16 protein-coding genes are annotated in these 14,155 nt (G+C 41.8%); 7 read left to right on the top strand and 9 right to left on the bottom strand.

The window, feature by feature from the left end; all coding sequences use genetic code 11:
• Window position 1: 1 nt before the first annotated feature.
• On the bottom strand, window positions 2-1,411 hold the full coding sequence (locus VRK28_RS08480) for a glycerophosphodiester phosphodiesterase family protein (protein WP_156426487.1): 1,410 nt from the start codon (window positions 1,409-1,411) through the stop codon (window positions 2-4).
• A 221-nt stretch (window positions 1,412-1,632) separates the two neighbouring features.
• Here VRK28_RS08480 and dgt point away from each other — a divergent pair, with 221 nt between their 5' ends.
• Both dgt and VRK28_RS08470 read left to right on the top strand, forming a co-directional pair.
• A complete protein-coding gene (gene dgt, locus VRK28_RS08475) occupies window positions 1,633-3,090 on the top strand; it encodes a dGTPase (protein ID WP_054563229.1) in 1,458 nt (485 codons plus the stop codon).
• Between the two features lie 109 nt (window positions 3,091-3,199).
• Entirely contained in the window at window positions 3,200-5,317 is a 2,118-nt protein-coding gene (locus VRK28_RS08470) for a hypothetical protein (protein ID WP_332393741.1), read from the top strand.
• Window positions 5,318-5,719: 402 nt separating this feature from the next.
• Here VRK28_RS08470 and VRK28_RS08465 read toward each other — a convergent pair whose 3' ends face one another.
• From VRK28_RS08465 to VRK28_RS08455, 3 genes are all read right to left on the bottom strand, one after another.
• Window positions 5,720-6,394, bottom strand: coding sequence for a hypothetical protein (locus VRK28_RS08465; protein ID WP_332393740.1), 675 nt, complete (start codon window positions 6,392-6,394; stop codon window positions 5,720-5,722).
• Window positions 6,395-6,490: 96 nt separating this feature from the next.
• Window positions 6,491-7,801, bottom strand: a complete 1,311-nt coding sequence (locus VRK28_RS08460) for a BamA/TamA family outer membrane protein (protein ID WP_332393739.1) — start codon at window positions 7,799-7,801, stop codon at window positions 6,491-6,493.
• A 75-nt stretch (window positions 7,802-7,876) separates the two neighbouring features.
• Window positions 7,877-8,785, bottom strand: coding sequence for a LysR substrate-binding domain-containing protein (locus VRK28_RS08455; protein WP_062565916.1), 909 nt, complete (start codon window positions 8,783-8,785; stop codon window positions 7,877-7,879).
• A gap of 113 nt (window positions 8,786-8,898) precedes the next feature.
• Here VRK28_RS08455 and VRK28_RS08450 point away from each other — a divergent pair, with 113 nt between their 5' ends.
• Window positions 8,899-9,204, top strand: a complete 306-nt coding sequence (locus tag VRK28_RS08450) for a hypothetical protein (protein ID WP_062565386.1) — start codon at window positions 8,899-8,901, stop codon at window positions 9,202-9,204.
• Window positions 9,205-9,465: 261 nt separating this feature from the next.
• On the opposite strand, the gene VRK28_RS08445 is transcribed toward VRK28_RS08450, so the two are convergent.
• Both VRK28_RS08445 and VRK28_RS08440 read right to left on the bottom strand, forming a co-directional pair.
• Window positions 9,466-9,747: a putative quinol monooxygenase gene (locus VRK28_RS08445; protein WP_062565387.1), complete on the bottom strand. Its 282-nt coding sequence runs from the start codon at window positions 9,745-9,747 to the stop codon at window positions 9,466-9,468.
• On the bottom strand, window positions 9,744-9,965 hold the full coding sequence (locus tag VRK28_RS08440) for a DUF2798 domain-containing protein (RefSeq protein ID WP_054563225.1): 222 nt from the start codon (window positions 9,963-9,965) through the stop codon (window positions 9,744-9,746). The genes VRK28_RS08445 and VRK28_RS08440 overlap by 4 nt, the downstream gene beginning before the upstream one ends.
• An 81-nt stretch (window positions 9,966-10,046) precedes the next feature.
• On the opposite strand from VRK28_RS08440, the gene VRK28_RS08435 reads away from it, so the two are divergent.
• A complete protein-coding gene (locus tag VRK28_RS08435; protein WP_332393738.1) occupies window positions 10,047-10,901 on the top strand; it encodes a LysR family transcriptional regulator in 855 nt (284 codons plus the stop codon).
• A 69-nt stretch (window positions 10,902-10,970) separates the two neighbouring features.
• On the opposite strand, the gene VRK28_RS08430 is transcribed toward VRK28_RS08435, so the two are convergent.
• Window positions 10,971-11,696 carry a hypothetical protein gene (locus VRK28_RS08430; protein WP_332393737.1) on the bottom strand — a complete coding sequence of 242 codons (726 nt, stop codon included), beginning with the start codon at window positions 11,694-11,696 and terminating at the stop codon, window positions 10,971-10,973.
• 59 nt (window positions 11,697-11,755) lie between these two features.
• Window positions 11,756-12,112, bottom strand: coding sequence for a hypothetical protein (locus VRK28_RS08425; protein ID WP_063528881.1), 357 nt, complete (start codon window positions 12,110-12,112; stop codon window positions 11,756-11,758).
• Between the two features lie 89 nt (window positions 12,113-12,201).
• Here VRK28_RS08425 and VRK28_RS08420 point away from each other — a divergent pair, with 89 nt between their 5' ends.
• Entirely contained in the window at window positions 12,202-12,417 is a 216-nt protein-coding gene (locus tag VRK28_RS08420) for a hypothetical protein (protein ID WP_248526160.1), read from the top strand.
• A gap of 29 nt (window positions 12,418-12,446) precedes the next feature.
• On the opposite strand, the gene VRK28_RS08415 is transcribed toward VRK28_RS08420, so the two are convergent.
• Window positions 12,447-12,899, bottom strand: a complete 453-nt coding sequence (locus VRK28_RS08415) for a hypothetical protein (RefSeq protein WP_332393736.1) — start codon at window positions 12,897-12,899, stop codon at window positions 12,447-12,449.
• A gap of 248 nt (window positions 12,900-13,147) precedes the next feature.
• Here VRK28_RS08415 and VRK28_RS08410 point away from each other — a divergent pair, with 248 nt between their 5' ends.
• Together VRK28_RS08410 and VRK28_RS08405 are read left to right on the top strand one after the other, a co-directional pair.
• Complete coding sequence (locus VRK28_RS08410; protein ID WP_332393735.1) at window positions 13,148-13,315, top strand: hypothetical protein; 168 nt, start codon at window positions 13,148-13,150, stop codon at window positions 13,313-13,315.
• Complete coding sequence (locus VRK28_RS08405; RefSeq protein WP_332393734.1) at window positions 13,316-14,152, top strand: DUF6997 domain-containing protein; 837 nt, start codon at window positions 13,316-13,318, stop codon at window positions 14,150-14,152.
• The last annotated feature ends 3 nt before the right edge of the window (window positions 14,153-14,155 follow it).

Genomic DNA, 14,155 nt, shown 5'->3' with positions numbered 1-14,155 from the left:
CTTATTGTTTTTTACGCAGTTCTAGTTCAACAGCAGGATCTGTTTCTAGGCTAAAATCTTCATCGGCTTGGCGAGTCCCAATTTCTAAATTAGGTGCTGAAGGAGTCGATGTTACTTTTGGAATATAAGTTTTTTCTTGAGTTGATTTGAGCGTGCCGCCCACCGCAGGGTAAAGCTGATTCCCTTTATAAGCATACAGCTCATCAAGGCGCTCTAAATCAAGGTCAGCAGGCATGCTGGCAATCAACTTAGCGCCTGCTTCATCGCTAAAATACGGCTGCATTTTTGGTAATTCAAACACAGAACAAAAGCCATAAACGGTATCGTCCATAATTACAGAGTCAGGGCGAAGAGAACGCGACTGCGCTAATAGGCTACGCTCATGATAGTCGTGGCCGTTAATAGAATAAGTGGCAATCATAATACCGCGCGCTTTAGCAACCGGCTTTAAGCGTGCTGCACTTTGCTTGTAATGACGAATATCAAGTACATAACCAAAGTTACGTTTTAGCTGTTTTGCTAATTTATCGAGCTTAACTGGGCTGTCGTAACGTTTTTCACGATGATAGCGATTACCAAGTGCTTGTAAGCTCTCAAGCTCTTCTTTGTTGCGCTCGTAAATTGGGTCGCTACCAGCGCCGCGTTTTAGGTCACTTGCTAACTTATTCATTGAGGCTTTTGCCGGCGACTGAATAAATGCCAAGTAAATATCTGGGTTAATATCGCGCATACGAGTCAGGTTGCGCATTTCTAAACTGCTAAAAAAGTAGTTACCACCGCCAACAAACTCATACGCTAAATAATCAAGCATTTTTAAATCGTTAACTGAGGCATTTGATTTTATCTCAATATTCAATTTTTGATGAGGCTTACGATAGCGCGCAAATGTGGCAGCAAGCTCTCTAAATGAAGGTGGCATATCATCAGTAAGTAACCCGGTATCTTGGTTACGATGACGTAAATAGCCCCACTCTTTTTTATAGCTCATCGACTCAATTTTGCGGCGCTTATTGTCAACTGTGCCTGTTTCGCGACCTGTACGGGCATCATGATGCACAACCCACACATCGTCACGGGTAATTCGCACATCAATCTCAACAACGTCAAAATTGTTGTCGATGGCATCAATTACCGCGTTAAGCGAGTTTTCTGCATAACGAATTGAGCCACGGTGGCTCTGCAAATTAAAGTTACTGCATTGCCTAGCAGAGGCGTAGTTGATATTACCAAGTTGGCTTTCATAAAACCCTCGTGCATATAGTGCACCCTGCTTGGCCTTGATGGCATTTTTTTCGGCCACCGTTAAGGTGCTTTCAGCGCTTGGCTCTGGGGTGCTCTTACAAGCCGTTAAACCAATACAACACAGAAGAATACTGGCTAGTAGCCATGGTTTTTGAGACAAAGTTTGCATCATTGCTATACAGCCAAAAGGCTTTCCTTTCTAATACAAGATAATGAAGAAGTGCGTAAAACTGAATAATATATGAATAAAGGCCACGATTTAAAGTAATAACTTTAATAAAAATGAATATTTTAATTTAAGATACAAGCTGTTAGATTTAATTTAATAAATGGCAAAATGTTGCTAACAAAACGCAAAAGCCCGATTTTACCGCTTTGTGGGAATATAAAATGATCGATTTTGGTAAAAAAATAACGCCTGCGCGCGAAATGCGCTCTACCAATAATTTACACACTGCGCTTGAAAGTGATCGGGGCCGCATTATTAACAGTGCTGCAATTCGCCGTTTGCAACAAAAAACCCAAGTTTTTCCACTCGAACGTAATGCTGCAGTGCGCTCAAGGCTTACCCACTCGCTTGAAGTACAACAAGTGGGCCGGTTTATTGTGCAAACCATTTTTAATAAGCTTAGTGATGCAAAACAAAAAGAATATGGCCTTGCTGGGCTTGAGCGCCCGCTAGAAAGCCTAGTAGAAATGGCGTGCCTAATGCACGACATAGGCAACCCACCGTTTGGTCACTTTGGCGAAGCAGCCATCAACCAATGGTTTGATAAACACTTAGACGCACTGACTCCTGAGCGCTGTAAAGGCATTGGTATTAGTGTGATCTTTAAACACCTAGCCCAAGACATAAAAAGTTTTGAAGGTAATGCCCAAGGTATTCGCATAATTCATTCATTACTTTCTCTAAACTTAACCTACAGCCAAAGTGCCGGAATTTTAAAATATACACGCCCGGCCAGCATGGCGAAAATAGACAGCCCGCAAGATAAAAACTACTTGATGAAAAAAGTGGGTTATTACTTCAGCGAAAAGCCGTTTATTGAAGCGCTGCAAACTGAACTCGAAATTGAGCAATACTGCCGTCATCCTGCTAGCTACATTATGGAGGCCGCTGACGATATATCGTATTGTTTGGCCGATATTGAAGATGCGGTAGAAAAAGGCATTATTAGTGTTGAGTCGCTTTGCGAAAAGCTAAAAGAGCAATACACCCGCACACTCACAAACCTAACCATAGACGATACCAAACACAGCGACTTTGCCGAAAAAGCCATTGATTATGCGTTAAGTAAAGCGCAAGAGCAGCCGTACAATTTTAACAGCGAATTTTTTATCTACCTGCGCGTGACCTTGCTACACCCATTAGTAAGCTACGCAGCAGAGCGGTTTATTAATAATATTGAAGCCATTTACCACGGTGATTTTAATCAGGCTTTATTAGAAGATCGCAGTCACTTGCACGCCGTCACGCTCACCTTAAAACAAGTGGCATTAAAGCATGTATTTTGCCACAAAGAAGTAGAGCGATTAGAGCTACAGGGTTATCGAATAATTAGCGGTTTACTTGACTGCTATAAACCTTTACTAGCCCTTGATGCTGATGCTTTTAAACGCGTGTTAAAAGGCGATCAAAACTATTTAATTGAAACTCGTCTGGTTAAAAAACTATCTAATAAACATTTAAATAGCTACCAAAAAGCCATTGATGCCCTAAAAGCCGAACCGGATCATTTTGCCGCTTACGAGTTCTATTATCGCTGCCGCTTAATTCAAGATTACATAAGCGGAATGACTGACCAATTTGCTTACGACGAATACCGTGCGCTCATGGTAATTGATTAACCACTACGAATACGCTTAATTTGTTAACCAAATGTGGATAAATTACTCGTCTCAGCTTAGAATTAATTAACTGTTAGGTCATCGACTAAACCTTACTGGTCCGGAACTTATGCCAATTATAAAAACAACTTTTCTCTTATTACTCCTAAGCTTAAGCTTTACGAGTAAAGCGCAGTACAACGAAGCCATGTGTATTTTGTTAAAACAGCAAATGCATGAATACCGCTTTAACACCAGCAATAAAAACTATCGCTCAGCTGCCAGAAACTATGAGAAAAACTGCAAAAATCCAACGCCAGTAAACAATGCAGCTGCTTTCGAAAAACTAGAACAACAAACGAAAGAAACAGCCCCAGTTAATTCAACTGCAGCGGCTAACCCTAGGGTGCACTCAGGCGCTATTCAAGCAGAACCTGAAGAAACTACGGCACCAATTGCAGAGCAAACCGTTGAGCCTATCGAACAGCAAATGCCAGCAATTGAGCCAGAAGTTCAAGAACCAGAGCTTGCCGAACAAACAAGTGCCTCTGCAGAACAAACCGAAATACCAGCAAAAGTTGACCGTATTACGATTTCTGATGCTCCTGAAGAACCTGTAGTAGAATCAACTACTAGCTCTGCTATTCAAGATCAAGCCACTGAAATTAAAACCCAAAGTGCTGAGACTGCAACTGCTGAAAATCCAGCTGAACCTGAAGTAAAAGCAGAACCCGCACCAAAACCTGCGCCAACACCCGCACCTATGCCAGAACCTATTCCTGCAAGCAGCGATAGCTCTTCAAGCTCATTATTAATGCCAAGCTTAATTGTGTTGTTGGTATTACTTGTTGCAGGTTTAGTGATTGTGCGTATTCGTCAAAGCAAAAAAGCAGACGCCGATTCAGAACTTGAACAAAGCCTAATGCAAGCTAAAGCCCTTAAAGCAGCTGCAGAAGCACAAGCTGCCGCAGAAAAAGAAGCTGAGGAACTCAAAGAAGCAACAGCCGCAGTGCTGGCTGAAGAACAAGAGCACCCTCATGAAGACAGCTACCCGCTTGCCAACGATACATTTACTGCAACCGAAACAGATAATAATGACGAGCTTTCTGAGCTTATGCACTTTAGTGCTCAGCGTGATAAAGAAGAACAAGAGTCTGAAACTTCACCTGAACAACCACCAGCAGAAGACTTTGCTGATGCCCATCAATTTGAAGATCTTGAACTTGGTTACGACGAGAAAAATACAAACGACGCTGATGACGACTTTTTGGATGAGCAGCGCGGCCTAGAACAAGAGCTAAAATTAGCAAACCTTGATTCAACGTATAGCATCAACGAGGAAGCTGAGCCGCAAGCTGATGACGTTCAGCAAGACGAGCCTGAAACACAGCCGGAATCAGAAGAACCGAGTTATACTGCTTCGTCATCATTTGGCTTTGACGAGTACACAACCAAAGAGCCTATTGAAGACGAGCCTCTTACAACTGAGCCATTTGCAGATACTGATAACAATGAACCAGAGAAGCCAGAATTAGAAGAGCCAAGCTTTACGAGTTCGTCATCGTTTGGCTTTGATGAATACTCAACTAAAGAACCGATTGCCGACGATGAGCCAGTATTAGCTGAGATAGAAGAACTCGAAAAGCCGGAAATCGATGAGTTTGAGAAACCAGAATTTGAAGAGCCAAGCTTTACGAGTTCGTCATCGTTTGGTTTTGATGAATACTCAACTAAAGAGCCGATTACCGACGAAGAACCGTCTAAAGATGAAGTGCCTGAATATGACTTATCGTCACTGATGGGTGATGATTTATCGTTTGCAGATCATTTTAATGAAGATGAGCACACAGTCACTGCGCCAAACCCAGCAGAAGAACACGACGACATTAACGATGATGATTTAGCTAAAGCCTTACAAGCGTTAGAACAAGAACTACAAGATGAACCAGCTTCCGTTAACGTAGAAGAGCCGTCACAGCCAGCGGTAGAAACTGTTGATTTGTCTGACGAACTGAGTAACGACGATAAGCTTGAAGAAACGCCTGAAGAAAAAAGTGAAGAAGCCGACAAAGAGCCAGAGCAACAAGATGATAAGCCGTATAATCCATTTGCGAACTTATCGCTTGATCCAACCTGGGACCCAAATTCAGACGAAAAGCCTGTGATAGAAAGCAAAACCAAACAGCCAAAATCACAAGCCTTAATTGACGCAGAAGAGCGCGCCAAACAGTTTAAAACGGGTGAGTGATTAAGTTACAAGAAACGAGTTTCGAGGTGAAAGGTGCGAGATTCGAGATGCGAGGTTCGAGATGCGAGGTTCGAGGTGCGAGATTCGAGGTGCGAGTGTGTAGCAGCGATTCTACATCGCGTCCTAACGCCTAAATCCCAGCGCCTATGTTTCACCGTAGGCGTGAAACTTGTTTCGCGCGTCTGAGAGCTGAAGGCTGAAGGCTGAAGGCTGAAAGCTGACAGCTCTGATTTATGTTTGATTCGGCACTAAAGTACCTCCTACAATACCTCCTACAAGTGAAATCAAACTCGTAGCAGCGATTTTACATCGCGACCTAGCGCCTAGAGCCTAGAGCCTAGAGCCTAATACCTAGCGCCTAATACCCAGCTCCTAGCTCCTTTCCCCTCGCTAACTAAACACTCACTTAACCACTGACCGTGGGCGCATTAACCAATGGAAAATAAATATCAAACCAAAAAACACCGACACGGCTAAAACACACAATACAATAATATTGGTTGGTAAAAATGAATCGGTGCTGTAGCTATAGCGTTTTAGCTCTTGCTCAGCGCTTAACTTAGCTCGTTCGGCTTTGCTAGGTAAAACAAACTCATGAAACGAATCTGTTGGTTTTGCTTCTGTACGGGCAAGTTGCGCACTTTTTTGCTGCCATAACATATCAAATTGCTGAAACTGAATTTGCTTATTTTCAAGACACGATTCAAGGTTTTGCAGCTGTAATGAACGAGCTGTACAACGTGGCGGCATCACATAAAAGCGGTCCCATGCAGCTTGTTTGCTTATGTAGGCTTGCTCAGTTAATGGCTTTGCCAAGCTGTTTTCGAGCTCGGTAATATCAGGGTTATACAACGACGATTTAAGCTCAGCAATTTGCTCTTCACTAAAACAGGTTTCGGATATACGCGCCGATAAGCTTTGAATGCGCTGTTTATAGGCTTCAATTTTGTCGAGAAGATTGGTTTTACGCAGGGCTATTTGTAGCTCGATACGTTCGGCTTGCATGCTTTGACATGCTTCTGAAGGAGCACTTTGCTGCGCCCAAGCAAAAGCGGGCAACAACAAGACTGTTGTCATTAAAATCCGTTTAATCATTAATTTACGTCACTGTAAAAGTTAGAGGTACAGATTATCAGTTTCTAGTAAAACTGCAACAAATCTGAGCCAAATTCACTAAAAAGGCTGATCTATCATTACCCAAAAATTGGCCCCTTCTTTTGAATTAGCAAGCTCTGTTCGAACGACTAATCCCGACATCATAGCTCTTAACGAAACACCATAGTCATAATGGTAGTCTTGCCATAATGTATCCAAGGTTAAATGAGGTGCCACTCGACCCGCTTCTACAAAGCCAACTAACTGAAACCAATCCAACTTCAAAAACTTTAACCAATTTATATCTGCTATTGGGTTGTATTTAAGGGTATAGCGATATTCGAATGCCCCATAAATAGCGGCTTTGTCATGAAATCGATAAAAATCATAACCCCGTAAACGCTTAAATCCTCCTAATGTAGCGCCTTCGTTGTACGGTGCTGCATCAGAGATAAACTTAGTGCCATCAAGAGTGTGATTAACTTGCCAGCTAGGTGAATAAGCAGCCCAAAAATTAAATGCTAAAATACGCTGATGAGCAAATTCACTTGCCCCTAAAGAAATAAACTTACAGCCATTAAACTGCCACAAATCCCAATCATAAATATCGTCACTCCCTGGCATTGATTGGCTATAGGCAAGATACTGCCTGCTTCCGTAACTTGGGTTAGTTGCAAAATCGGTGTTGTCATAGAGCAGGCCAAATTCCATTGCTGAAATACTGCCATCTTGTGTACCCTCATTAAATTCAAAGCTTTGCGAGCGCCTAAAATAGCGTGCAGTTGCAACCATTACTCCCGATTCCAACGGGTTCCACTGTGCCCCGCCCGATGGGTCAGAAACCAACAAGCCGTTTTTAAGCTGGTAACGCACCATACCTGTTTGCGATGTTGCGCCAAACGGTAAAGCGTATTCGATGCGAGCATCAAACCAATTAGAGCTACCATCGGCTTCTAAATAAACCTCGTTTGAAGAGTCATTACTACCGGGGAACACGGCGTTGTCAGCAATGGGCACTTTATGGCCTCCGGTATAAGCTCGCTGATCAGGAAAATATGCAGCCATACCACTGGCACTAAAATACCAGCGTTCTGAATCTAACACCATATAGTTAAACAGGCCAGCCCACACCCCTTCGCTCACATCACCTTTAAATGCAGTAGCGCCAACGGTCATTTGTGGTTGATGATAACCTTTGATCATGCCACCCACACCAAAGTTAAGCCCCATGGTATCGGTGCTAAATAAGTAGGGAAGCACTAAAGACTCGTGCTTTTTATTCGCGCTCTCAACACGCTCAATACTTGCTTTTACACGGGAAATATCAGCATTGGCCGTTAGGCTTGCAGCCACACAAACGACACAAAAAATAACTTTAAAGTTAAGCATTACTAGCTCCTTTAGTAAGCGACTTAAATAAGCATAGCTGGTGCTTAAAAACTTTAAAATGATTTAACGCAAATGTTACTGATGAAGTTGATAAAATTGCTGATCATCTAAAGCAAACTGGGCAAGCAACCAATCTTTAAACAGCTGCACTTTTTGCCATTTAAAATGTTCGGGCGGCGCAGCAAGGTAGTACTTATATTGGCAGTGATACTCATAGTTTGGATAAATCTCAAGCTGACCAAGTTGCAGTTGAGTTTCGATTAAGCGCCGCCTTACCATTGCAATTCCTTGCCCTGCTAACGTGGCTTGAATAACCAGTGCAGCGTTATCAATTTCAAGTGCGGGGAGCGCATCTGGGCTTACAGCTAATTGCTGAGCCAAAGTTAACCAACCGCGCTCTGCGTCTGGGCACACATCTTTAATTAGTTTTTGTGCCAGAATCTGCGGTTTAAGGGGTTTATTAACATCAATGGCACCGGGTTTATAAGCCAAAAATAGGCTGTCGTCGCTGATAAGCTCACTGTGCAAACCTGGGTAATTTCCTTGACCAAATCGAATGCCTAAATCAACTTGCCCCGCTGAAAAGTCGGCAAGTTGATCGCTTGGCTCAATACGCACTTTGATATTGGGGTATTTGTTTTGAAAATCACTAATACGGCCCAGTAACCAACCACTGGCGAACGAAGGCAGCACAGTTAAGTTTAACGTATTCGGGTGGCTATCTTGGCTAACAGCCTGCACACCTGCCTGTAAATGACTAAAGCCCTTAAGTACATGGGGTAATAGCTGTTCGCCTTGGCGAGTCAGCTCAACATAACGGGTATGACGAGTAAACAAGCTGCAATCAAGCTGTTGTTCTAACAAGCGAATTTGTTGGCTAACCGCAGCTTGGCTAACAAACAACTGCTCTGCCGCAAGCTTAAAACTACCTAACTCTGCCGCGTGTTTAAAATACCAAAGGCTTTTTAATGGAGGTAACTGCATACGCATTTATAGTTAATAAAAACTTAAGCATAGGTAATTTTTAATCGTTTGTCAGTAGTAGCAACACGAGTAATACTCATATTGCCAACCGCGTTAAGACAAGGACAACCACCATGAAATACTTACTTATTTTATTACTTATATTTGCCTCAAGTTTTAGTTATGCCAACCAACCCGTAATTACTCAGCTTGATACCGATGAAGGCTACCCTTATAAAAACTTAATTAAAAAAGTAGAGCGAGTAGAAATTCGCTATGTAGAAAACAGCCATTCGGTGACCTGCAAAGTCAATGTACAAACACTGCATAACCAATACATGGGCAAAGAGCAAACAGTCTCAGCCAAGCTATTTGCAAAACGCCCAATGGCCGCATGTTTAACCCGCGAAAAAGCTAAGCAAATCCTGCATATGCTGTAACCATTTCAACCTTGTGAAACTAGGCTACGAATAGCTGTACTTCCCCAGTAGCCTAGTTTTTTTTAGCTGACGGCGTGACCTGTTTTGTCTGACGGCTGAACGCTCTTTTATGTTTGATTCGGCACTAAAGTACCTCCTACAATACCTCCTACAAGATTGTTATTGCAGAGAAGAACACACGACCTAACAACCCCACAGTTCGACTTTCCCCTCGCACCTCGTATCTCGCAACTTCCCCCTCGCATCTCGCAAACTTTTCTCTCAACACACCTCCACCTTCTCTACCTCAACTGGCTCCGCCAACGCATTTTCATAAAACGCGAACACCGCTTTGGTATAAGGCTGAGCATAATGTTCATCAAGGGCAGCTTGCGATTCAAACTGCTCAACTAAAAATAAACAACGCTGCTCTTTACTTGCAAACAGCTCAAAACGATTACAACCAGGCTCTGCGCGAGTGGCTGCTAAAATGCCCTGTAAACGCCCTTTACAGTCGTCAAATAATGCCGCCTTTGGGGTAATTTTTGCCACGATATTAATCATACTGACTCCTTACTATATAACTTTAAAACCAATGCCCTAATTGGCGGGGCAACCGTAAAAGCCACCACAAACGCAGCAGGCCATGCATTGGCAAATGCCTTCATCCAACTTAGAAAAAATGTATCGCTCAGCCCTAAGTTGACATAAGTGACCCATGCCGAAAGTAAAAACGACATTAAAAACGAAAATGCCGCAGTAAAAGTAAAATGAATTTTCATATGTCCTCCTTGGCGTTACTATATTTGCATTGGTCTAGTGGCAACAGTCACGAAAATGCAAACTAAGATTGAGGGAGTCGTATGCTGGATGATCTGCATTTATTTATTGAAATAGCGCGCCGAAAAAGCATGAGCCAAACAGCAAAAGATTTAGGACTGAATCTATCAACCTTATCAAGGCGCATTCAGGCGTTAGAAGAAAAACTCGCTGAGCCATTACTGCAACGTACAGCCCGAGGCATTGTGTTAACCGCCAAAGGCGAATCACTGTATAACGAGTTAGGCGAGCAAGTGCTTGCTCTTAACAGCCAGCTTGAGCAGTTAAATGACTCACCCGCCGCAAAAGAGTTTTACCTGTTGTGCCCACAAAACATCATTGCGGGCCCACTGATGGGGGCCGTTAATCAGTTTGCGATGGCAAACCCTACGCTAAACCTCCACATTTACCCAAGTAATGCCAATAGCCAGCTAAGCCAAAAACGTTTTGACTTAGCCATTCGCATTGGCGAACAACAAGACTCAAGCTACTTTCAAAAGCGCCTAGGCATGATCGCAATAAAGCTGATTAAAAAGAAAGATGCACCAACATCAAGGCTTATATTGCCCTATTCAGAGTCACAACTTCCCAGCGGCTTACTTAACAAATTAAAAACCGAGTATGAACACATAAGCTTTTGTTTTGATATTACAATCGCCAGAAAAATGGTTGAAGCAGGCTATGGCATTGGCTTACTACCCATGAGCGAAATTTGCTGTATAGACGACACCAGCGACTTTAGCTATATCGAATCAGCCCACAGTATTCCCGCAAGGCCAATTTACGCCCTATGGCCACATTCACGCACACCATCAGCGAATGCCCAGTTGTTGATAGAACAACTCCAAACCAGTATTGCAGACTCACCAAGCTTGCAAGGAGAGGTGTTGGTGCTTTAGTTGCGAGTTGCGAGTTGCGAGTTGCGAGTTGCGAGGCATTGTAAGTCGGGCTTTAGCCCGTCAAATAACTCAATCTTTAAACCAACGATAAAGGCCAAACACAAACAACATGGCCGCTATGCCAGCCAAGGCTAATTGCCAAATTTTAAGGTCATTCAACTTTGTTAATTGCGGACCAACACTCTCATTTAAAGGAGTTGAAGCTTGTTTAATGGGTGCTTCGATTATCGGGCTATTTATTGCAACTTGGCTTGTGACTTTGTTTGTATTTATTTCTGTAATGGTTGGCTTTACTGTAATAACAATATCTTTATAGTCTGCTTTAGCTTTACCACTCCAAGCAGATTCAAATAGCGCCTTTTGCTCAGCTTTATTTTCGCTACACCATACAAAATCAGCTTGCTGAATATTCTTCGCTCTACAGCGATCAGGTAATTGATAAAATTGCCCCCAAGCATGGCGCTTTTTATCGTCATTATATGAATTTGAATACACCGTAGAGTTATGTACTTTGGTGTTTAAAAGTGCGGTAGGGTTCGAGCGATACGTATAATTACCGCCATTGCCAGAGCTTCTCTTTGGGTGTTTGCAGTGTCTCGCCAGCAGCGTAAAAAGCTCATCTAAACGTTGATTCCACCGTTCACCTTGCCTAGCCGTGTAGCTACGATTCATTCTCTTACGAATGCCCTCGCGCTCAGCCTCAATGCTATCACAGCGATTCTTTGAATATTGCTCTTCAGCAACCGTGTTGAAACTCGCAAGCAAAGTAGCGAGCAATAAAATCCATTTATTCATAGCATTACATCTGTGTAATTTGGTTGTAATTACTCCCTATGTGTTAGCTAGGGAGGTATTTATTCAATGCTATCTTTTCTTAAGCGATCTTCAAACAACATCTTTTCTGAAATAGATTGCAGACCCCTTTGAATATCTGTCGGAATGAACCCTAAATTAAGAGCACTAGAGATTACTAAATCTGAATTTTTAAACTCCCTCAATTGAGCAATATTGCCCAAATAGCTTTCTAATAGCTCTGGTTTTGCCTGTCTATTTAGGTTTTTACGAAAAGTTTCTACAAACTTACGCTCTTCTTCTGTGTCGTCATCTTCAAACCTTTCACAATACACTCTCTTAGCTACCTCAGTGATACTCAACCCAAGCTTATTTATTATAAATTTTATTTCTTTTTGTAATTCTTCGTATTTTTCCATTTTTTGTCCCAAATTGTCCCAGAGTGCTCCGTAAGATGAACTTGCTCTCAAAGCGAAGAGCTATTTTTAAACTTAAAAAGGATATACTCATGAAAAACATGACTCAAAGTGCCGCTGCACGAATTCAATCAGCTGAAGCAAAAGCAAACAATGGTTTAGTTGAACAGGGCAGTTTTGCCGCAAGAGCTCAACGTGCAGCAGCAAACAACCAGCAATCATCACGCCCTGCGCCACCTAATGGACCAAGTAAAACAGGTAACCCATCAGGTCCAGGCAGAGGTAACAATCCTCCTAAATCTAAATAAACTTTTGCGCTATAGCGGCATGAATGCCGCTATTTACATTGCTGATAATTTTTCCAAAATACTTTCTGAAACTTACTAGCTTTGGAGCTTAACTCAGCCTCTGGCACTTCTTTCATTGTTTGATCTAAAGCACAAATGCAGTTTTTAGCTAAATACTTCCTTTCATAACGGCTTAAACTTGTACCAGGGTCTGAACAAAAACTAACTATTTCAACAATAGCTCCCGTTGAATAACGGCTTGGCTCAAGTAGCTCTTTATCAAGCTTATATGCACCTACAGCACCAATAAACAAAGCAAACTTTGCTGTAAAAAATGGCTTCTTAAACCTTTGATACGTATGACCCGCGAATGAATTTTCGCATTTGTGACATTTAATATGATTTCCGTACTCTAAAGTATTTTCTTCTTCACAGTCAGGACAAACAATATTGAGAGGGCGTGTGCTAGAAACAGCATTAGATGTATTTTTATCAGCTTCCATTACTTTCTTATTTTTTTGAAATCCATCTGTATAGATTATTGATACTAAATAAATTAATCAATAAAAACATTTGGTTTTACGGGTTTATTATTCTTTTATAGTTGCTTGCCATCGTAAGTCAGGCTTCAGCCCGTTTCTTGATCCAATTTCTGGTGTTAACACGGGAAAATCAGCAATCCAACCCAGGCTAAATTTGTCGATGTACAAAGAGTTATGTATATTAATTTTAACTTAGCTGAGAATTTAAAATGACAGAGCAAAATCCAAAAGGTGTTTGGCTTAGCAGTAAAGATGCGATGAAACACCTTAAAATAAATGCTTGTGAATTAATGCACCGCCGTGAGCGAGGTTTGCTTAAGTTTGAAAAACGCGGTCGCGCTTATTTTTATTATTTTGAATATCCAAAGGGAATTTAAGTGCTATTTAAAGACATACTCATTGAGATGCAAGAACAAGATATCAGCATATCTGAACCTCAAGGCTTTCAGGCCTATGCAAAAACTAATAACGTTTCAGCGAATACTGCAGCGAGCATTTCGATAGATTCATTTAAAAAGCTACCTAAGGCACTTAAACAATCAAACGCTATGGTACTCAGGTTAGGCTCTCGTCCAAACGATAACCAAACATACTTTTCATTAGTAAAAACTATTAATGTCCAAGATTTCTTTTTCGATGATGAGTCGCTATTCGGCAAACTGAAGCCAGAGTTATTTTTACCAAATGTTTCAATCCGCAGTCTGTATGCTTTTCAGTTGTTACCTAAGGTCACTGAAACCTCAGTTGTAAATTTAGCGATAGCATCTGGCTTAATGGCTGAAGCACTTAATCTAGAAGATGACAAAACTATAGTCGTTCCAGCAACAGGGCAAAGTACATTCACTTTTAATTTTAAGCCTCTAGCGAATGAAAGCATTGCTCTACAACATATCAATGGGCAAGTTGAAATCGATGCCGTATTTGTTGCAAAACGGGATGGTAAAGAGCATTTATTTGTTGTTGAAGCAAAGCATGGCGATAAATTTGATTCATTAGCAAAGCACAAATTGCTTTACCCCAGTTTAAGCTTGTTACAAAAGCTACCCTCTTCAATGCCAATTGTACCGGTATACCTGAGAAGTATGAAAACTGATAAGGGTATTAACTTCTTTGTGGCAGAATGCTCTCGCATTGTAAATCGACAAGATGAACTATATAGTTTAGATATGTTGAGACCCTGTAAAGTACAGGCACTGCATTTAGCAAATTATTAAGAT

The organism is Pseudoalteromonas sp. P80D2 (assembly GCF_036680945.1).
Lineage (GTDB): Bacteria > Pseudomonadota > Gammaproteobacteria > Enterobacterales > Alteromonadaceae > Pseudoalteromonas > Pseudoalteromonas shioyasakiensis.
This window is presented reverse-complemented; position numbering and strand designations above follow the sequence as displayed.